Origin of the sequence: Sulfitobacter noctilucicola, from assembly GCF_000622385.1 — a bacterium.
Classification (GTDB): domain Bacteria; phylum Pseudomonadota; class Alphaproteobacteria; order Rhodobacterales; family Rhodobacteraceae; genus Sulfitobacter; species Sulfitobacter noctilucicola.
Genome location: NZ_JASD01000002.1, coordinates 89,943 through 107,427, shown reverse-complemented (window position 1 = coordinate 107,427; position 17,485 = coordinate 89,943). Strand labels below are relative to the sequence as shown.

Annotated in this window: 16 protein-coding genes; 10 read left to right on the top strand and 6 right to left on the bottom strand. The window is 58.4% G+C overall.

The features are described from left to right. Positions 1–710: ParA family protein (locus tag Z946_RS0100960; protein WP_025053881.1), on the top strand; the 710-nt coding region annotated here is incomplete at its 5' end. A 22-nt stretch (positions 711–732) separates the two neighbouring features. Continuing rightward, positions 733–1,803 (top strand): ParB N-terminal domain-containing protein, encoded by a 1,071-nt coding sequence (locus Z946_RS0100955; RefSeq protein ID WP_025053880.1) that lies wholly within the window; start codon positions 733–735, stop codon positions 1,801–1,803. 55 nt (positions 1,804–1,858) lie between these two features. Here Z946_RS0100955 and bchO read toward each other — a convergent pair whose 3' ends face one another. The 4 genes from bchO to crtA are packed head-to-tail and all read right to left on the bottom strand — an operon-like array spanning position 1,859 to position 6,074. Further along, the gene (gene bchO, locus Z946_RS0100950) at positions 1,859–2,722 is read right to left on the bottom strand and encodes an alpha/beta fold hydrolase BchO (protein WP_025053879.1); all 864 of its coding nucleotides are present in this window, start codon (positions 2,720–2,722) and stop codon (positions 1,859–1,861) included. A 3-nt stretch (positions 2,723–2,725) separates the two neighbouring features. Further along, complete coding sequence (locus tag Z946_RS0100945) at positions 2,726–4,372, bottom strand: magnesium chelatase subunit D (RefSeq protein WP_025053878.1); 1,647 nt, start codon at positions 4,370–4,372, stop codon at positions 2,726–2,728. Next, complete coding sequence (gene bchI / locus Z946_RS0100940; protein ID WP_025053877.1) at positions 4,369–5,373, bottom strand: magnesium chelatase ATPase subunit I; 1,005 nt, start codon at positions 5,371–5,373, stop codon at positions 4,369–4,371. Before bchI ends, Z946_RS0100945 begins: the two co-directional genes overlap by 4 nt. Continuing rightward, positions 5,370–6,074: a spheroidene monooxygenase gene (gene crtA / locus Z946_RS0100935; protein WP_025053876.1), complete on the bottom strand. Its 705-nt coding sequence runs from the start codon at positions 6,072–6,074 to the stop codon at positions 5,370–5,372. Before crtA ends, bchI begins: the two co-directional genes overlap by 4 nt. Positions 6,075–6,203: 129 nt before the next feature. Here crtA and Z946_RS0100930 point away from each other — a divergent pair, with 129 nt between their 5' ends. From Z946_RS0100930 to tspO, 3 genes are read left to right on the top strand one after another with little or no spacing between them, the layout of a single operon-like run. After that, complete coding sequence (locus Z946_RS0100930) at positions 6,204–7,730, top strand: phytoene desaturase (RefSeq protein ID WP_241461281.1); 1,527 nt, start codon at positions 6,204–6,206, stop codon at positions 7,728–7,730. After that, on the top strand, positions 7,727–8,749 hold the full coding sequence (crtB, locus tag Z946_RS0100925) for a 15-cis-phytoene synthase (RefSeq protein WP_025053874.1): 1,023 nt from the start codon (positions 7,727–7,729) through the stop codon (positions 8,747–8,749). Before Z946_RS0100930 ends, crtB begins: the two co-directional genes overlap by 4 nt. Positions 8,750–8,769: 20 nt before the next feature. Next, on the top strand, positions 8,770–9,249 hold the full coding sequence (gene tspO / locus Z946_RS0100920; RefSeq protein ID WP_025053873.1) for a tryptophan-rich sensory protein TspO: 480 nt from the start codon (positions 8,770–8,772) through the stop codon (positions 9,247–9,249). A 31-nt stretch (positions 9,250–9,280) separates the two neighbouring features. Here the strand turns inward: tspO and crtC are convergent, their stop codons facing one another. Together crtC and crtD are read right to left on the bottom strand one after the other, a co-directional pair. After that, positions 9,281–10,120, bottom strand: coding sequence for a carotenoid 1,2-hydratase (gene crtC / locus Z946_RS0100915; protein ID WP_081780744.1), 840 nt, complete (start codon positions 10,118–10,120; stop codon positions 9,281–9,283). Between the two features lie 71 nt (positions 10,121–10,191). Beyond that, entirely contained in the window at positions 10,192–11,679 is a 1,488-nt protein-coding gene (gene crtD / locus Z946_RS0100910; protein ID WP_025053871.1) for a 1-hydroxycarotenoid 3,4-desaturase CrtD, read from the bottom strand. A 95-nt stretch (positions 11,680–11,774) separates the two neighbouring features. Here crtD and Z946_RS0100905 point away from each other — a divergent pair, with 95 nt between their 5' ends. The 5 genes from Z946_RS0100905 to bchY all read left to right on the top strand — a co-directional run bounded on the left by Z946_RS0100905 (position 11,775) and on the right by bchY (position 17,437). Beyond that, positions 11,775–12,665, top strand: coding sequence for a polyprenyl synthetase family protein (locus Z946_RS0100905; RefSeq protein ID WP_025053870.1), 891 nt, complete (start codon positions 11,775–11,777; stop codon positions 12,663–12,665). After that, positions 12,658–13,791, top strand: a complete 1,134-nt coding sequence (locus tag Z946_RS0100900; RefSeq protein ID WP_025053869.1) for a methyltransferase — start codon at positions 12,658–12,660, stop codon at positions 13,789–13,791. Before Z946_RS0100905 ends, Z946_RS0100900 begins: the two co-directional genes overlap by 8 nt. 112 nt (positions 13,792–13,903) lie before the next feature. Next, a complete protein-coding gene (gene bchC / locus Z946_RS0100895) occupies positions 13,904–14,845 on the top strand; it encodes a chlorophyll synthesis pathway protein BchC (RefSeq protein ID WP_025053868.1) in 942 nt (313 codons plus the stop codon). Beyond that, on the top strand, positions 14,842–15,861 hold the full coding sequence (locus tag Z946_RS0100890; protein ID WP_025053867.1) for a chlorophyllide a reductase iron protein subunit X: 1,020 nt from the start codon (positions 14,842–14,844) through the stop codon (positions 15,859–15,861). Before bchC ends, Z946_RS0100890 begins: the two co-directional genes overlap by 4 nt. Next, complete coding sequence (gene bchY / locus Z946_RS0100885) at positions 15,854–17,437, top strand: chlorophyllide a reductase subunit Y (protein ID WP_025053866.1); 1,584 nt, start codon at positions 15,854–15,856, stop codon at positions 17,435–17,437. Before Z946_RS0100890 ends, bchY begins: the two co-directional genes overlap by 8 nt. Positions 17,438–17,485: the final 48 nt, after the last annotated feature.

The window sequence follows — 17,485 nt, the reverse complement described above, 5'->3', positions numbered from 1 at the left end:
AGCGCAAGCTGCCATCGCAGATCACCGAGATGGGCTTGAGCGACCTGCGTGTCACAGACTTCATCAAGCCAACGAATTGGCCGACGATTGATGCCCTGCCCTCTTGCGCGAATGCCGCCTTTGTGGAGTTCGCCTCCGCACAGTACCGGCATCTAAATCCTGAATGGTCGTTCTTCGCGGCAGTGTCGCGGTATCTCGATTCACTTCCCGATGATGCCTACGACATGATCATTTTTGATTGCCCGCCTGCCATTGGCTACCAGTCGATGAACGCGGTCTTTGCGGCGGATGTCCTCTATATTCCGTCCGGCCCGGGATACTGGGAGTACGATTCCACCACCTCCTTTATCGGTCAGTTGTCCGAAGCACTGGAGGATCTTGAACGGTTTGGTGGAGCGGTTCCCGGAGGGACATTCACCTTGCCAAAGGTGTTTGCCGATGTGCGTTTTCTGATCACGAGGTTCGAGGCCAACAACGATTTGCACCGTGCGATGCAGCAGGCCTTTGGTAAGGTCTTTGGCGATAGGCTTGCCGAACACCCGATAGAGATGACCCGCGCGGTAGAGCAGTCAGGCCGGTTTCTTAGCTCGATCTACGAGACAGATTACCGCGACATGACACGCGAAACATGGCGGCGGGCACGGGCATCATTCGATCAGGCGTATGACGAATTCAAAGGGCATCTGATTACAGCGTGGGACACCATCTGAGCAAGGTTGGGGAGTATAAGGCATGAGCAAGAAAAAACGCGTTTTCGACATTGATTTTGAAGAAGTCGATGTCACCAAAGAAGCAACTGTCCCCGCGGGGACAGAGCGGCGCGGCCCGATGGCGGCGGCGATCACAGAGAATGCAGAAGCGTTGAATGCCCGCCAATCGGCGGAGGCTGCCATCCGGCAGGAAAACGACGCGCTGGCGCACGAGCATGTAAGGTTAAAGAAGGCGGGTTTGATCACCGATCTTGTACCGCTTGATGCCATCCGGACCGACAAGCTGGTGCGCGACCGTGCACCCGGCCGTGACCCCGAGATTGACGAGCTCAAGCAGTCGATCAAAGAGATCGGGCTGAGCAACCCCATCAGGGTTGAGCAGGTCGGCGATGTTTTTGAACTGATCCAGGGTTTTCGCCGTTTCACCGCCTACGCAGAACTGTTCGAAGAAACCGGCGACGAGGCATTTGCGCGCATCCCTGCGGGGATCAACGCCAAAGGCGAAAACCTGCTGCGTCTTTACCGCAGGATGGTCGATGAAAACCTGGTGCGGCGCGGTGTTTCCTTTGGGGAGATGGCACAGCTCGCGATCAATTACCGCAAACAGGCATCCGATATTGAAGGCTACGATCACGCGGTTGAGCTTTTGTTCGCCTCATCAGGCAGGCAGAAGCGAAGCTATATCAAGCATTTTGTACGGCTGCTTTCAGCGACCGAAGGGCGGATCCGACACGTTGACGCGATCCCCCGCGCGTTGGGGCTTCAGCTTGTCCGGCGGCTGGATGAAGATGCGGATGCCGGCAGCATGCTCAACCGGATGCTCGGTGCGGAGGAGGGACGCACGGCAGAGCAGGAGCAGGCATTGCTGTCGGACTTCGCGGCGCGGTATGCAGCACCGGCGGCAAAGAAAGTTTCGCTGACCCCGAAGGCGCGTGCGGCCAAAACAACTTTCCGGCTCAACCGTCCCGGTGGGGACGCGAAATGCACGGTCGCTGATGGCCGGATAGAGCTGCGGCTTGAGCAGGATTTCAGCGGTGTTGAGCGCAAAAAGCTCGAAGCGGCGGTTGAGGCATTTCTGAAGGCTCTGGATTGAGTATCTGCTCTGTCCCCGCGGGGACAGAGCAGCTTTCCTAATTTATTTCAATATCTTAGCGAATTTTCTGCTGAAGAAACGCCAAGATCGGGGTCAGGACGGTCCCTGCGTCCTCTTCATGGGCGAGGTGGCCCAGTTCCGGCAGGGTCACAACCTCGGCGGCAGGCATGATCCCCGCACATTCCAACGACGTGGAGGGGGGAACCGCTTTGTCCCTATCGCCAACGATTAGCAGAGTTTCAGAGGGGTGCTGATGCAGCTTCCGCAATAGGGGATCGAGGTTCCATTGCGCCATCATGCCAAGGGTCCCGTCGACATGTCCGGCGTCACCGATCAACGCTTGATACCAAATCAGGTCTTCATCCGGTAACGTTGAGCCGGTTCCCTCAATCAGTCGTTTGATTGACCCGCTACGGGAGGTGGATGCCGTGAAAAACCGTGCCACCATGGGCGTCATCGCAAGAGCCTTGGCAATAAGCGGAAATAGAAGTCCCGCAAGGCCTTTGAAATTTCCCAGAGCCGCGTTGATGCCGATAACTGGAGGGGCAGGGGTCATGTCTTGTGCCATTTGCAGCGCCAGTGCACCCCCAGCGGAATGCCCTATGATCGCTGCCGGAACCCACTCCTGATCTGCACAAAGTTTTGAAATGTCCTGAGCTATTGGAATGAGCCCCAGTCGTTGTTGTGCGCCACATTTTGTGAACCCCTGACCCGGTAAATCCATCGCAATCACGCGATAGTTCTTCGCAAGGAGCGGCATCAGGTGTCGCCAGCTCTGCACGCCTCCGCCCGCACCATGCAAAAGCAACAACAGCGGACCTTCGCCCATCTCTTGCACGTGCCAGCGGTGCGGTTTGCACAGGATGAATTTGGAGTGTTGCGCGTGGGGCCAATGGCCCGAATGTTTGTCCCAGTCCATGGGTCAGCTATCGAGAGCGCGGTTAACCGTCGCGGAGAGGCTTTGCGCATCTGCACGGGGTAAAGATACATACCGTCCCCGCAGGGACAGGGCTAAATCGTTCAGGCTGCGGTCAGGTCGTTTGCCGGTATCAATCACGATGCTGTCGATGTTCTGTGCCGCAATTTGTGCAGCGATCGTTTTCGCGTCCAGACCAGCCTTGTGGCGGTCGGGGGTTCCATCAAGCGCGACGTTGGCCCGGCCGTCCGTAAGTAAAACGATCACCGGGCTCAGCCCCTTGCGCTTTACAGTCATAGCAGTCTCTAATCCGCACTTCAGACCGTTTGCGAGGGGCGTTCCGCCCCCGCCAGGCAACGCCGCCAAACGTCGCTTTGTCTGTACTAAAGATCGCGTAGGCGGCAAAAGAACTTCTGCGCTATCGCCACGGAAAGATATCAGCGCAACGTGATCCCGGCGGGCGTATGCTTCGGCCAGCAATAGCTCAACGGCCCCTTTCGCTTCTGAAAGACGGGCGAGGGCGGCTGATCCGGACGCATCCACAGCAAAAACAAGGACCCTGTCAGACAGGTCTTCGTATCGTTTGAAGCGTAGGTCAGTTGGGAAAATGATCGGCCCCAGACGTTCGGGCTGGTTTTTGCGGCGTAGCATCTGCCAAGGAATGCAAGCCCGCAGTGTTGACACAAGATCAATCCGCGCATCGGGTGGCCGTGTTCCTGCATCACGGGCGGGGAGGGGTCGTCCGCGTCTGTTGCCTATCTGCTTGTTTCCGGAACCGCTTCCTGTGCCGCTTTTAGTCTGATTAGAGCCTGCTTTTTTCAGGATGTCAGGGGGTAGTGCCGCGAGTACAGCCTGCAAGATGATGTCTTGCGGAATTGTCGCGCTGCCCGACTGATCGGTCGTTGCATCATCCTCCGGTTGCTCTGACCGAGCTGTGTCTTGGATTGCTTCTTCCTGTGGCTGTTCAGGAAAGCGGGTGGCGCGGGGTGCAAGGACCAGTTCAGCCGCGACCGCAATATCTTCTGGCGCTACAAAATTCCGCCTGTTTAGAGCCGCATTTGCCTTCGCGGCAGAAAGTGCAAATGAGGGCGCGCGCAGGCTTGTGATGCCAAGGCTGACAGCAAGGGTTACCAAGTCTTCGACAATATGATCCGACGCGTGGACCGTGATCCTTCGCGAAGGCAGTTTGATGTCTTGTATCTCGGATATCTCTCGCAGGCTCGTATCTTGCAACGAGACGGAAAACGCGAGCCTGTCAGTCAATGCAGCAGGCGGTGGGTCCTCGCCTTCGGTATGCTCGTCCAGGGCGACAACCCAGTTTCCGCTGCCACAATCCAACGTACCAGCCAGAACGTTTGACAAAAGCGGGGAGGCGCGTTCAGCCATGGTCAATACAAATCCGGAATGTGATCTGTCCAGCAGGCCTCGTTGACGGGCAAGTGTGCCATCCGTGAGGCTTGCAGCCACATCGATGCCGCCGGTGAGTGTCTCTTGCGACATTGAGGGGTGCAGGCGCATGGATGTGGCGGGTAGCAGCGCAACAAATGCGTCCCTAACAGGGCCGGCGCGGGCGTGCAGGACAATGCCGCCAAGACCTTCGGGATCAATCCTGAGCAGCGTGAGGGCAAGGGTGGCGCGTTCCCATGGGGTCACCCCAACACATCCTCGACAATGCGCACCACGCGTGTACCCGAACCAGCCTCGTCCAGCGGATCGCGGCGCAACCTGTGGCGCAGAGCCATGGGGGCGATATCGCGAATATGGGCGCGGGTCAGAGCGGTATCGTTTCGCAGGGCCGCGTAAGCTCTGGCAGTCTTCAGGAGTGTCAGCTCCCCCCTGAGCCCATCAGAGCCGAGTTTTATGCACAACTTGGCCACATCATGCAGAGTGGTTTCCGGCGTCTTCAGCTTTTTCAGGGCCTTTCGGGCGGCCAGTATCTGGTCGCGCAAGGCGGCGTCCTCGGCTTGCCAGCGCAGCATGAAGGCTGCGTTGTCATTCTCGAATGCATCGCGCCGTTTGATGACCTCTACCCGCTCTGAAATATCGTTGGGGGAGGTCACATCTACAGAAAGACCGAACCGGTCGAGCAATTGCGGCCGTAGCTCACCCTCCTCGGGATTGCCGGAGCCAACGAGCACAAAGCGCGCAGCATGGCGGATAGACAAGCCTTCACGCTCAATGACGTTCTCGCCTGATTGGGCGACATCGAGCAGCAGATCAACGATGTGATCCTCAAGCAGGTTCACCTCATCGATATAAAGATATCCACGATTGGCAGCCGCTAGCAAACCGGGTTGAAACGCCTTTTCGCCCCGTGTCAGAGCCTTTTCTATGTCCAATGCGCCGGTCACGCGGTCTTCGGAGGCACCCAGCGGCAAATCGACAACAGGCGTTGGAATTTTGTGGGTTGCGTTGCCGGTGACGTTCGCCCAGTCGGGGCAGTCTTTGAACGTTTCGCTGTTCACCGGGCAAGCTTTGACCGCCTTGATCGGGGGGAGCAGGGCGGCAAGGGCGCGGACGGCGGTTGATTTGCCGGTACCACGATCGCCAAACACCAGCACACCGCCGATTGACGGATCAATTGCAGTCAAGAGCATAGCTTGTTTCATCTCGGTCTGGCCGACAATCGCGGAGAAAGGGAAGGGGTTTTTCATAAGACCTCTATCGGTTTGAGAGGGGATTCACCGCCCCACGTGCCTTCATCGTCAATGAGCGTGAAGCGGGCGTAGAGTTCTTCGCGGAACCAGTCTTCTTGCCGTACGCTTCGGATAGCGTCCGCATGTGGCCCCGTCCGCGCGAATGCACTCATACTAGCGGCGTCCGGCCAGATCGAAAACGTGACCTGATGCAAAAGCGGCACGTCGCCGATACCAATCTTGAACAAAACGTTCGGATCATTCCCGATGACGTTGGAAATGTCGGGTACGCGCCCCCAAAAGCGCGCCATTGTTCGCGGCTTCACGCTTGCCCGCGTTAGGATTGCGAGTGGGCCTTTGTGGGTATCGGGTGCTGCATTGAAAGGCATGGTGCCTGACCATTGGCCCCGGACGCTGTCGGTGTTGAGATAGACGGTCCAGCTTTCGGCGGCGCACTTGCGGTAACGTGCAAACAGATTGTGGGTACCTTGAATACGCTGGGCGATTTCGAGATCAGGCCAGGTTGTGAGGATGGCAAATACGTTGATGTTCGGCCTGAGATTAAAGCCCTCACCGGACCCCGATCCGCAAAGTTTCCAAAAACCGATCTCGGGGATACGTGCCAGGACGGGCCGCGCAAGCCCCATCATCGCGAAGGCCCACGTCCGCGCCATCACGCTGTCAAAGCGGTAAAAACTTAGGCTGACCACCTGATTCACTGAAAACGAGTCCCCTTGGCTGTCAGATCAAGCTTACACTTTGGGCCGCATTTGGGAAGGGGTTCGACAGGAATGTTGTAAACTAAACTAGACAGTAGTACGCTTAATTCACCTGACAGGATGAGTCTCATGCAAAACCTATCCCACGCGATTGTTATTGGTGCCGGCCTTGGCGGGCTGGCCGCGGCGATGCGATTGGGTGCTAAGGGCTATAGCGTTACGGTATTGGACCGACTTGATCGCGCGGGCGGGCGCGGTTCTTCAATTACGCAAAACGGACACCGGTTTGATTTAGGCCCGACAATCGTGACGGTCCCGCACGTTTTCGAGGGTCTTTGGAAAGCCTGCGGGCGTGACTTTCATAAGGATGTTGATCTGCGACCGCTTGATCCGTTCTACGAGGTGCGATGGCCGGACGGTACATCCTTCAAGGCGTCGTGTGACGATGAAAAGATGTTTGCCGAGGTCAGTAAAGTCAGTCCGACCGATCTGAAAGGATACAAGCGGTTCCTGAAGGATTCCCGCGCCCGATATGTTGTCGGGTTCGAGGGTATGGTCGCCAAACCGATGCATCGGTTGTGGGAGACGATAAAGGTCCTGCCAAAATTTGCCGCCCTGCGGGCTGACAGATCGATCTACGGGTTGGCAGCGGCGCGTGTGAAAGACGAACGCTTGCGGATGGCGTTGTCGTTTCATCCGCTGTTCATAGGTGGCGACCCTGCGCATGTCACTTCTATGTACGCGCTCGTCGCGCATCTCGAAAAAGAGTACGGCGTGCATTATGCCATGGGCGGTGTACAGGCGATTGCCGATGCGATGGCCGATGTCGTCCGCGGGCAAGGCGGCGTTATCCGGCATGAGACGAATGTTGATGAGATCCTGGTCGAGGACGGTGCCGCAAAAGGTGTACGCCTGAGCGACGGCACACAGCTGGATGCTGACGTCGTCATCAGCAATGCGGATGCGGGATACACCTATGACCATTTGCTACGCAACCATGCCAAACGCCGCTGGACGGTGCAAAAGCTCCGCAAGCGGCGGTGGTCGATGGGTCTGTATGTCTGGTATTTCGGGACGAAAGGCACCGCTGAAATGTGGCCTGATCTAGGGCATCACACGATCCAGAACGGTCCACGATTCAAAGGTCTGCTGCGGGACATTTTCATCAAGGGAAAGCTATCTGATGATATGAGCCTTTATGTGCATCGCCCCTCTGTGACGGACCCGACAGCTGCGCCAGAAGGTGATGATACATTTTATATTCTGTCGCCGGTTCCGCATCTGGGATGGAAAGATGCGGTGGACTGGGAGCGTGAGGAAGCAATTTACCGCGAGAAAGTGGCGGCGGTTCTTGAGGGCATGATGCCGGGCTTTCGGGAGCGGATCACAACCGAGCTTGTCTTTACTCCGGAAACCTTTCGGGATCGTTATCTGTCGCCTCATGGCGCGGGGTTTTCGCTTGAGCCGCGCATACTGCAATCGGCCTGGTTCAGACCGCACAACGTCAGCGAAGAGGCGCGGGGGCTTTATCTGGTTGGCGCAGGAACCCATCCCGGTGCGGGGTTGCCGGGGGTCGTATCAAGTGCCGAAGTTCTGGGGAAGCTCGTGCCTGATGCGCCTGTTCGCGCAGCACAATCACGCATGGCCGCAGAATGATCCGCGCTGACGATATGGACCATTGCCGGTCGGTGATCCGAACAGGGTCGCTTTCGTTTCATACGGCGTCTAGATTGCTGCCTGCCAAAGTGCGTGATCCTGCGCTGGCACTTTATGCGTTCTGCCGGCTTGCCGATGACGAAGTCGATGAAGGCAATCACAAAGCGCGGGCTGTTCTGTCATTGCGCGACCGGCTCGATGACGCTTATGCTGGCCGTCCGCGCAACGCGCCGGAAGATCGCGCTTTTGCCGCCATCATAGAAGAATTCGAAATGCCGCGCGCCTTGCCCGAAGCGCTTTTGGAAGGGTTGGCTTGGGATGCGGCAGAGCGGCGCTATCAGACCCTGTCAGGCGTTACAGACTATAGCGCGCGCGTTGCCTCTGCGGTTGGGGCGATGATGTGTGTGCTGATGCGGGTGCGCGATGCGGATGCACTGGCGCGTGCCTGTGATCTGGGCGTCGCCATGCAACTGACCAACATCGCGCGGGATGTAGGAGAGGACGCAAGGGCAGGGCGGCTCTATCTGCCGCTCGACTGGATTGCCCAAGCAGGTCTCTCGCCGGATGAGTTTTTGCAGCAGGACAGCGCGACGATCGAGACACGGCGGATGGTGCGCCGGTTGCTTGCGGAAGCGCGCAGGCTTTATCTGCGTTCGGAGGCCGGTATTTCGGCGCTGCCACTGCAGGCGCGGTCAGGTATCTATGCTGCGCGTTACGTCTATTCGGGGATTGGCGGTTGTGTGCGGCGCAATGGCTACGATTCAATCACCCTTCGGGCGCATACATCCAAATGGCAAAAGCTCGGGTGGGTCATGCAGGCAGGATTGCGTGCGGCCGGTACAATGGTCCTGCCGCAATCGCCGGTGATCTATGCGGCCCCTTTGCCTGAAGTCCGCTTTCTGGTAGAGGCGGCAGCGAACGTGCAAAGAGGCGCAACTCAAGGGCGCACGGCGGCGCTTCTGGATGTGTTGTCTGATTTGGACGCGCGGTCTCAGTCTTCTCAAATAGCGGCTGAATAGAGCCGCGTCAGGATGCGGTTATGAACTTCTACTTGTTTGCACTCTTCCTTCTGGCGTGTTGCGCTGCGGGCGCGACCGGTGCGGTGTTTCAGCCGGGCGCATGGTATCGGCGCCTTGAGAAACCTGACTGGACCCCGCCGGACTGGATGTTTCCGGTGGTCTGGACCTCAATCTATTTGCTGATCTCCTTTGCGGGTGCACGTGTTGCTGTGTTGGAGGGCAACGCCTACGCGATGGCGTTCTGGGCGATGCAGACGTCCTTTGCGACATTGTGGACGCCGGTTTTTTTCGGGCTTCGGCGGCTGAAGGGGGCACTGGCTGTGATGGCTCCGCTCTGGATTGCTGTTGCGGGGTGCACATGGACGCATTTTCAGCTCGACTTTTGGGCCGGTGCCGCATTCGTGCCGTACCTTGTTTGGGTCACTGTCGCCGCCGCTCTCAACTTCTCTGTCTGGCGTCTGAACCCTAATGAAGCGCCGCTGATCCCCTCGGACACCTGACGGAAGTATAACTGGCCGTAGGTATGTCGCGTCAAAAGCGCCACTTGGCGCGGCGCGGGACGCGTACAGCAAGCATCGGTTTCAACAAGGGTGACGCATAGCGTTCGAGATCGAGTGCCTCATGCACGCCTTGTGTCTTTTCGCCGTTGATAGACGTCTCAACGACAGACCGGGAATAAAATGGCGCATCCAGCATCGGTTTGACCTGACGCGGAGTGGTGCCGTGGTCGGCGCGGGTCTCGCGGCGCAGCGCCCAAAGCGTGCGTTTGAAGCCGGTACGCGGCGGGGCTCCCGTGACAGAAGCATGGCCGTTTGTGTCAAAGGCAATGGCGGCGTCCAGTGTAGTGCCGTCACGCCGGTCTGCATCGTAAAAGCATGTAGCGCCAGCCTTGGTGGGATATCGGCCCCACGTCCAATAGCTGAAGTCGGTTTCCAGCGGGCGGGTGCCGAAGTTACTGTCGAAATATCCATGGCCGTCGAATTGCCACCCTTTGGCTTCGAGGTCGACTTTGATGCGGCTAACCGGCGCAAAGGGGCGCCAAATGTGAGCGCCATCCGGGGTCAGGGGAAGCTCAACCGACGTGATGGCAGACGGGGTGACGGTTATCCGTCCCCGCACACGTGACACCAGCGGGAGCGATGAAATTTCATTGATGTCGATGATCAGGTCGTTGCCTGTCCATGTCATGGAAGACGGGCCAACGGTGAATTGGTCGGGGGACGTGCGCAGAGCAGAGGTTCCTCTGTCGGTCATCGTGAACCGCCCGCCTTTCCCGTAGGTTGCGACGTTGATACAGCAATGATTGGCGGGGGTGTGGCGCCCTGACCATGCGTACCAAGGCGAGAATACCGAGCCTATGAAACCGATCACCGAAACCGCGCGTTTTCCGTCATCAGAAAGGCCATCGACATACCACCAAGCATACCCGCCTGCGGGGACGTCTAAGTCAAAGAATGGTCTTTCAAGATCGCCTCTGCCGCATGCATCGCGCAAAGGGTTGCCATCGGAATGCCCGCCCCCGGATGTATCCCACCGCCGACCAGATACAGGCCTGTGATCTTGCTGCGTACGGTCGGCCGGTGGAAGGCCGCCATCATCCCGTGCGGGGATCGCCCGTAGAGTGCGCCGTTCGAGGCGGGAAACAGAGCCGCGAAATTCTGGGGCATCGTCAGATTGTTTGCAGGCGGTCGCGGGCTGAAGTGCAGACCGAAATGCAGCAGGCGTTCCATTATCGACGTATGGCATTCTTGTCGCTCCTCTTGTGAGATGGCCGCTGTATCCGCGACCGGTGGCGCGTTCATGATAAGCTCGAACCGTTCCGGCCCTTCGGGGATGGCACCGCCGAACCTGTCTTGTGCGCAGACATAAAGGGTTGCCTGGCGCGGTGTGTTCCCTTGCGAAAGCGGGCCGAATTCTTCGTGTGGATCATCGCAGAAAAATACGTTGTGTCCGGCAAGCGGTATGCCGGTGGCGGTTGCTGCAAAACTGTGGACATAGGCCGAAAGGCTGCGTGGTTCCGTACCGCTATCGGAAACAGCATGGCGGATGTCATTTCCCAGCATACCCTTTTGCAAGGCGCGGGGGTCGCCATTGAATAACACCGCGTCTACCCTGACCCGACCTTTGTCGGTGACGACAGCAACCGGTTTGCCGGCTTCTACGTCTATCCGTTCGATATGGTGGTTATAGTGGAACACTGCGCCACATTCTTTGGCGCGGTCGGCGATTGCCACGGCCAGCTTGTGCATGCCCCCTTTGACGTACCAGACACCCTGTGCTTCGGCCTGCCAGATCAGGCTAAGCAGGGCAGGGGATGCATCGGGAATGCCGCCCACGTAAGTCGCGTAGCGGCCAAACAGCTGGACAAGCTTCGGCTCCCTGAACTGATGGGTGAGGTTGGTATCGAGACTGCGAAACACATCCATCTGGCGGATCAGGGAGGGGCGGCGCATGGTTTGCGCAGAGAGCGTCACGAGGGACGGCGCGGCCGTGCGCATCATCGGCCCTTCAAATGCGCTAAATAGATTTCTGGTCTTTTCCGTGAATGCGGCGAAGGCCGATGCGGCATCCTTGCCAAAAACCTGCGCGACATTTTGCTGGCTTTCGGACGGGTCCCGCATCAGATCAAGGGTCGTGCCATCAGACCAGAAGTGCCGCGCCAGAATATTCTCTTCTTCAAGCGTTACGTGGTTCTCGATCCGGCTACCTGTATCGGCAAACAGATCTTCGAATACACGCTTCATGGTCAGGACGGTCGGTCCTGCATCAACTGGCCCCGCGACCGAAGGTGCGGTGCGCATCTTGCCGCCCGGCTCTGCGTGGCGCTCAAACACACTGACTTTTGCGCCGCTATGAGCGAGCCTTAGCGCTGCGGCAAGCCCCCCGATGCCGGCACCGATAACGGCAATATGAGGACGTTCTTCTGTCATAGCGATCAGACGTTGAGTGATTCCATGTGTCAAGTTTAGTTGACACATGGCCCGTCATCAATAGACTACACTGAAAGCAGCATGGAGAGTCGCGCATGGATTTTGCCTTACGGATCGATACGGCCATCACAAAAGCCATCCGTCAGGGGCAGGCGTCTCCCTCCCCCGCCAAGCTCGCATCGGCGCTGCATTACACGGTCACGCCGGGCGGTGCGCGGATCAGGCCGTCGATCCTGATGGCGGTCGCCGCAGCTTGCGGAGACAGGACGCCGGCATTGTCCGATGCCGCGGCAGCAGCGCTTGAATTGATGCACTGCGCTTCGCTGGTTCACGACGACCTCCCCTGTTTTGACGATGCTGACACCAGACGTGGCAAGCCGTCGGTGCACAAAGCGTTTGGCGAGCCGCTGGCCGTGCTCGCGGGTGATAGCTTGATCATCATGGCGTTTGAAGTTCTGGCGAAGGCCGCGCTGCACGATCCGGAGCAGGCGGCGAAGCTTATCGGAATTCTGTCTAACCGGTCCGGCATGCCAAATGGTATCTGTGCGGGGCAGGGGTGGGAAAGCGAAGATGACGTCGACTTGCGCGCCTACCACCGTGCCAAGACCGGCGCATTGTTTATGGCGGCGACACAAATGGGCGCGGTCGCGGCTGGCGAAGATGCGGAACCTTGGGAAGAGTTGGGTGCGCGTATTGGCGAAGCGTTTCAGGTCGCCGATGATTTGCGCGATGCGCTTTATGACGAGGATACTCTGGGTAAACCTGTCGGGCAGGACGATCTGCATGGCCGTCCCAATGCAGTCACCGAATTCGGCATTCAGGGCGCGATTGCCCACATGCGCGAAATTCTGACGGGTGCGATTGCCTCCATCCCGAAATGCCCCGGTGAAGAGATGTTGGCAAATCTTGTGAGGGCGCAGGCCGAAGTTCTGACCCCGATCAAGTGGCGTGCCGGTCAGCAGCCCAACGACACACCGAATGGCTGACAGCCCGGCCCCCGAGGAACAGGCTACTGGCACTGGGCTGCTTCCTTCTCTCAACAATCTGATTGCAAAGCGCGGTTTCCAAAAATGGGCTGCGCGGTTTCCGTTCACGCGCAGACGGGTGCGGCGTGAGGGCGAAGCGCTGTTCGATCTGCTCGCGGGGTTTTGCCATTCGCAGGTTTTGCTGGCAGTGGTCAAGCTGGATATACCCGCGCGCCTGATGCGGGGGCCGATGGACTGTGGTGCCCTTTCGGCTGTCACTGATGTACCGGTTGCGCGGATGGAGGTATTGCTGCGGGCAGCGACTGCGCTAGGGCTGGTGAGGAGAAAGCGAAACAAGAGATATGCGCTGACACAACGCGGTGCGGCGCTTGTCGGCGCGCCGGGATTGCAGGAAATGATCCGTCACCATGATGTGCTTTATCGTGACCTTGCGGATCCCGTTGCCTTCTTCCGAGGTGAGACGTCACCCGAACTTGCGGGGTTTTGGCCCTATGTGTTTGGAGGTGATGTAGATCCGGCGCTGGCGCGTACCTATTCGGAACTGATGGCGCAAAGCCAGTTGCTGGTCGCAGATGACACGCTTGATGCTGTTTCATTAAAGGGCGTGCGCCGTTTGATGGACATCGGCGGGGGAACGGGTGCTTTCCTTGCTGAAGTGGCCAAGCGGTACGACACGCTTGAACTGACGCTGTTCGATCTGCCGCCTGTGGTGCCCGAGGCGACCGAGCGGTTTGCGAAGAATGGATTGACGGCCAGAACCAAAATCGAGGCAGGCTCGTTCCGAACCGATTCTCTTCCCATGGGCGCTGATACGATATCTCTGATACGGGTTTTATACGATCACGCGGACGAAACCGTGGCCCGCTTGTTGACTAAAATATTCGAGGCGCTGCCAGCTGGCGGGCGGCTGATTATTTCTGAGCCAATGAGTGGCGGTGAGACACCGACAAAGGCCGGAGATGCCTATTTCGCGCTGTATACACTCGCGATGGGAACCGGCAAGACACGTAGCGCCGCGCAGATCAAAGCGCTTTGTCTGACCGCTGGTTTTCAATCGGTCGACCTTGTTCGGACGCGTCGTTCTTTCATTACGTCCTGCGTGGTGGCGCACAAAGCCCAAGAATAAGTGTCCATTTTAGTTGACACAATATACTGTCAGTTTTAGCTTACATTAAGACGCCACCTGCTGAGCGAGTCCCTTCGGGCCGCATTGCAGGCGGGTGATGAGGGGGAGCTTGATGGAAACCACCGCAGTTATTCTGAACGGACCTCACGACCTGAGCCTTGATTGTCTCAAGGTGGTTGCTCCGTCAAAGAATGACATTGTGGTTGCTGTTGCCCACTCGGGGATCTCTACCGGTACTGAAAAGCTGTTATGGTCCGGCGACATGCCGCCCTTCCCCGGAATGGGGTATCCGCTGGTGCCGGGATACGAGGCCGCAGGCGAAGTGGTCGAGGCGGGTGCCGCAACCGGATACAAACCCGGCGACCGCGTCTTTGTGCCGGGGGCGAATTGTTTTGATGGTGCGTTTGGATTGTTCGGCGGGGCGGCATCCTTGCTGGTGTCGGACGCAGACCGCGTCACCCGCATTGATCCAGAATTGAAAGCCGAAGGCGCGCTGCTTGCGCTGGCCGCAACCGCGCGTCACGCAATGGCCGGACAGGGCAAGGCTGTGCCGGATCTGATTGTCGGTCACGGTGTTCTGGGTCGCCTGCTGGCGCGTCTTACGATTGCTGCGGGTGCGCCTTCGCCCACGGTCTGGGAGATTGATCCGCAGCGCAGTGCCGGCGCCGAAGGTTACGAAGTGATCCACCCCGATGCTGACACGCGCCGCGACTATACTTCTGTCTACGATGCTTCGGGTTCCGTGCCCGTGATCGCCGATCTGATTGGCCGCATCGTAAAAGGTGGCGAGATTGTTCTGGCGGGGTTCTACGCACAGCCGATCAGCTTTGCCTTTCCACCTGCCTTTATGAAGGAAGCCCGTTTTCGTGTGGCCGCCGAGTGGACCCGCGATGACCTGATTGCCACGCGGTCGTTGGTGGAATGCGGTGCGCTGAGCCTTGCAGGGCTGATCACCCATCGGATGGACGCGAAAGAAGCACCCCGAGCCTACGAGACCGCATTTAGCGACGGCGATTGCCTTAAAATGATACTCGACTGGAAAGGTCACGCATGACACTTGATATCCCCAACCTGAAGGACGGCGGCACGATCAAGGATTTTGATCAGCGCTTGCGTGACGAGGCGAACGAAGACTTCGCGGACATCGTCACCGAAGAGCCGAAGTCGAAAACCCAGATTATCGCGATCTACGGCAAGGGGGGCATCGGCAAATCCTTCACGCTGGCGAACCTCAGCCACATGATGGCAGAGCAGGGGAAACGCGTACTGCTGATCGGATGTGATCCGAAATCGGATACCACATCGCTGCTGTTCGGGGGCAAGGCATGCCCAACGATCATCGAAACGTCGACCCGCAAAAAGCTGGCGGGCGAGGAAGTTCAGATCGGTGACGTCTGTTTCAAACGCGGTGGCGTGTTCGCGATGGAGCTTGGTGGCCCCGAAGTTGGTCGCGGCTGCGGCGGGCGCGGCATCATTCACGGTTTCGAGCTGTTGGAGAAACTTGGATTTCATGATTGGGATTTTGATTATGTACTCCTCGATTTTCTCGGCGATGTTGTCTGCGGCGGGTTCGGCCTGCCGATTGCCCGCGACATGGCGCAGAAGGTTATCCTTGTCGCGTCAAACGATCTTCAATCGCTTTATGTGGCGAACAACGTCTGCTCGGCAGTTGAATATTTTCGCAAGCTTGGCGGGAACGTGGGCGTCGCGGGGCTGGTAATCAACAAGGACGACGGGTCTGGTGAGGCAGCGGCTTTTGCCAAGGCGGTCGATATTCCGGTGCTGGCGGCGATCCCGCAAGACGATGACCTGCGCAAGAAATCCGCAAATTATCAGATTGTCGGCACGATGGAGAGCCAGTGGGGTGCGCTGTTCGCAGAGCTGGGGTTGCAAGTGCATGAAGCACCGCCCGTACGGCCAACGCCGCTTGATCAGGACGGGTTGCTGGGATTGTTCGACGCGTCGGAAACCGGCGGCGATGTCGTGCTGGAACCTGCGACCGATGCCGACATGCGCGGCAAATTCAACAAGCCCAAAGTTTCGCTTGAGGTTATATACGAAGATGTCTGAGCGCGTGGGATATCATGTGTCTTATGATGATGCGGGGGCGGTCGTGATCGATGACGCCTCAAGCGGTGTTGATCTTGAGCCGGTAACCTCCGATGCGCCGCAGGACGGGACGGGCTGTCATTCGGGAACCACGATGGCGCAGGCAGCGCGCGATGCGGGCCAATCCGAAATGATGGACCAATTCGCCAAGGATTATCCTACCGGCCCGCACGACAAGCCGCAGTCCATGTGTCCCGCGTTCGGGTCATTGCGCGTGGGTCTTCGGATGAAACGGGTGGCAACAATCCTCAGCGGCTCCGCCTGTTGTGTTTTCGGTCTGACGTTTGTGTCGCATTTCTACGGGGCGCGGCGGTCGGTCGGTTATGTGCCGTTTAATTCCGAGACGTTGGTAACAGGAAAGCTGTTCGAGGATATCCGCGAAGCCGTCCATGACGTGGCCGACCCTGAAAAGCTCGACGCGATTGTGGTGACGAACCTTTGTGTGCCGACGGCGTCGGGTGTGCCGTTGCGGTTGTTACCGGACGAGATTGACGGCGTGCGTGTTGTTGGGATCGACGTGCCCGGATTTGGTGTGCCGACCCACGCAGAGGCCAAGGATGTTCTGGCTGGTGCGATGCTGAACTATGCCCGCCGTGAGATTGAAGCAGGCCCGGTGGCCATGCCCGCAAGCGGGACCTCTGATCGACCGACAGTGAGTTTGCTGGGTGAGATGTTTCCGGCAGACCCGATGATGATCGGCGCGATGCTGGCACCTTTGGGTCTGGCCGCTGGTCCGGTTGTGCCGTGCCGCGAATGGCGCGAGTTATATGCCGCACTTGATTGCAGTGCGGTTGCTGCGATCCATCCCTTCTATACCGCTTCGGTACGAGAGTTTCAGGCCGCAGGTCGCCCCGTCATCGGATCTGCTCCTGTTGGTCATGATGGCACGGCGGCGTGGCTCGCCAACATCGGGGATGCGTTCAACATCGGAAAAGACCGGATCGCGGCGGCGCAAAACGCGTTCCTGCCTGCGATAAGGGGCGCGCTTGCGGCAACACCGATCAACGGAACGATTACGCTGTCGGGCTACGAAGGATCGGAATTGCTGGTTGCACGGTTGCTTATCGAAAGCGGCGCGGACGTTCCTTATGTCGGCACGGCGTGTGCGAAATCTTCTTGGTCTGCGGATGATGCGGCATGGCTTGAGGCCAAGGGCGTGAAGGTGAAATTTCGCGCATCGCTTGAAGACGATTGCGCCGCGATGGAAGCGATACGGCCTGATCTGGCTATCGGCACTACGCCTGTTGTGCAAAAGGGCAAGGAGCTGGGCATCCCGTCGTTGTACTTTACCAACCTGATTTCCGCACGGCCCCTTATGGGGCCAGCCGGTGCCGGTTCTTTGCAAGAGGTCGTGAACGCGGCCATCGGCAACAAGGACCGCATGGGCCGAATGAGAGCGTTTTTTGAAGGTGTGGGTGCGGGCGACACAGCCGGTGTCTGGGAGAGGTCGCCGAATCTGCAACCTTCGTTCCGTGCCCAGAACCTCAAAAAGCTGGAGCGTCAGGCCAAGGCTGCCAAAGCGAGCCAGATGATATGAAGACCGCATGGGTTCATAAATGCGATCACTGCCCGATGGAGGTCGCGT

Excerpts from the sequence above, each read along its gene's own strand:
- bchI (WP_025053877.1), bottom strand. The coding sequence starts at position 5,373 with ATGAAAAACCCCTTCCCTTTCTCCGCGATTGTCGGCCAGACCGAGATG.
- Z946_RS0100955 (WP_025053880.1), top strand. The coding sequence starts at position 733 with ATGAGCAAGAAAAAACGCGTTTTCGACATTGATTTTGAAGAAGTCGAT.
- bchC (WP_025053868.1), top strand. The coding sequence starts at position 13,904 with ATGGAAACCACCGCAGTTATTCTGAACGGACCTCACGACCTGAGCCTT.
- bchO (WP_025053879.1), bottom strand. The coding sequence starts at position 2,722 with ATGGACTGGGACAAACATTCGGGCCATTGGCCCCACGCGCAACACTCC.
- Z946_RS0100890 (WP_025053867.1), top strand. The coding sequence starts at position 14,842 with ATGACACTTGATATCCCCAACCTGAAGGACGGCGGCACGATCAAGGAT.
- Z946_RS0100900 (WP_025053869.1), top strand. The coding sequence starts at position 12,658 with ATGGCTGACAGCCCGGCCCCCGAGGAACAGGCTACTGGCACTGGGCTG.
- crtB (WP_025053874.1), top strand. The coding sequence starts at position 7,727 with ATGATCCGCGCTGACGATATGGACCATTGCCGGTCGGTGATCCGAACA.
- Z946_RS0100930 (WP_241461281.1), top strand. The coding sequence starts at position 6,204 with ATGCAAAACCTATCCCACGCGATTGTTATTGGTGCCGGCCTTGGCGGG.
- tspO (WP_025053873.1), top strand. The coding sequence starts at position 8,770 with ATGAACTTCTACTTGTTTGCACTCTTCCTTCTGGCGTGTTGCGCTGCG.
- crtD (WP_025053871.1), bottom strand. The coding sequence starts at position 11,679 with ATGACAGAAGAACGTCCTCATATTGCCGTTATCGGTGCCGGCATCGGG.
- Z946_RS0100905 (WP_025053870.1), top strand. The coding sequence starts at position 11,775 with ATGGATTTTGCCTTACGGATCGATACGGCCATCACAAAAGCCATCCGT.
- bchY (WP_025053866.1), top strand. The coding sequence starts at position 15,854 with ATGTCTGAGCGCGTGGGATATCATGTGTCTTATGATGATGCGGGGGCG.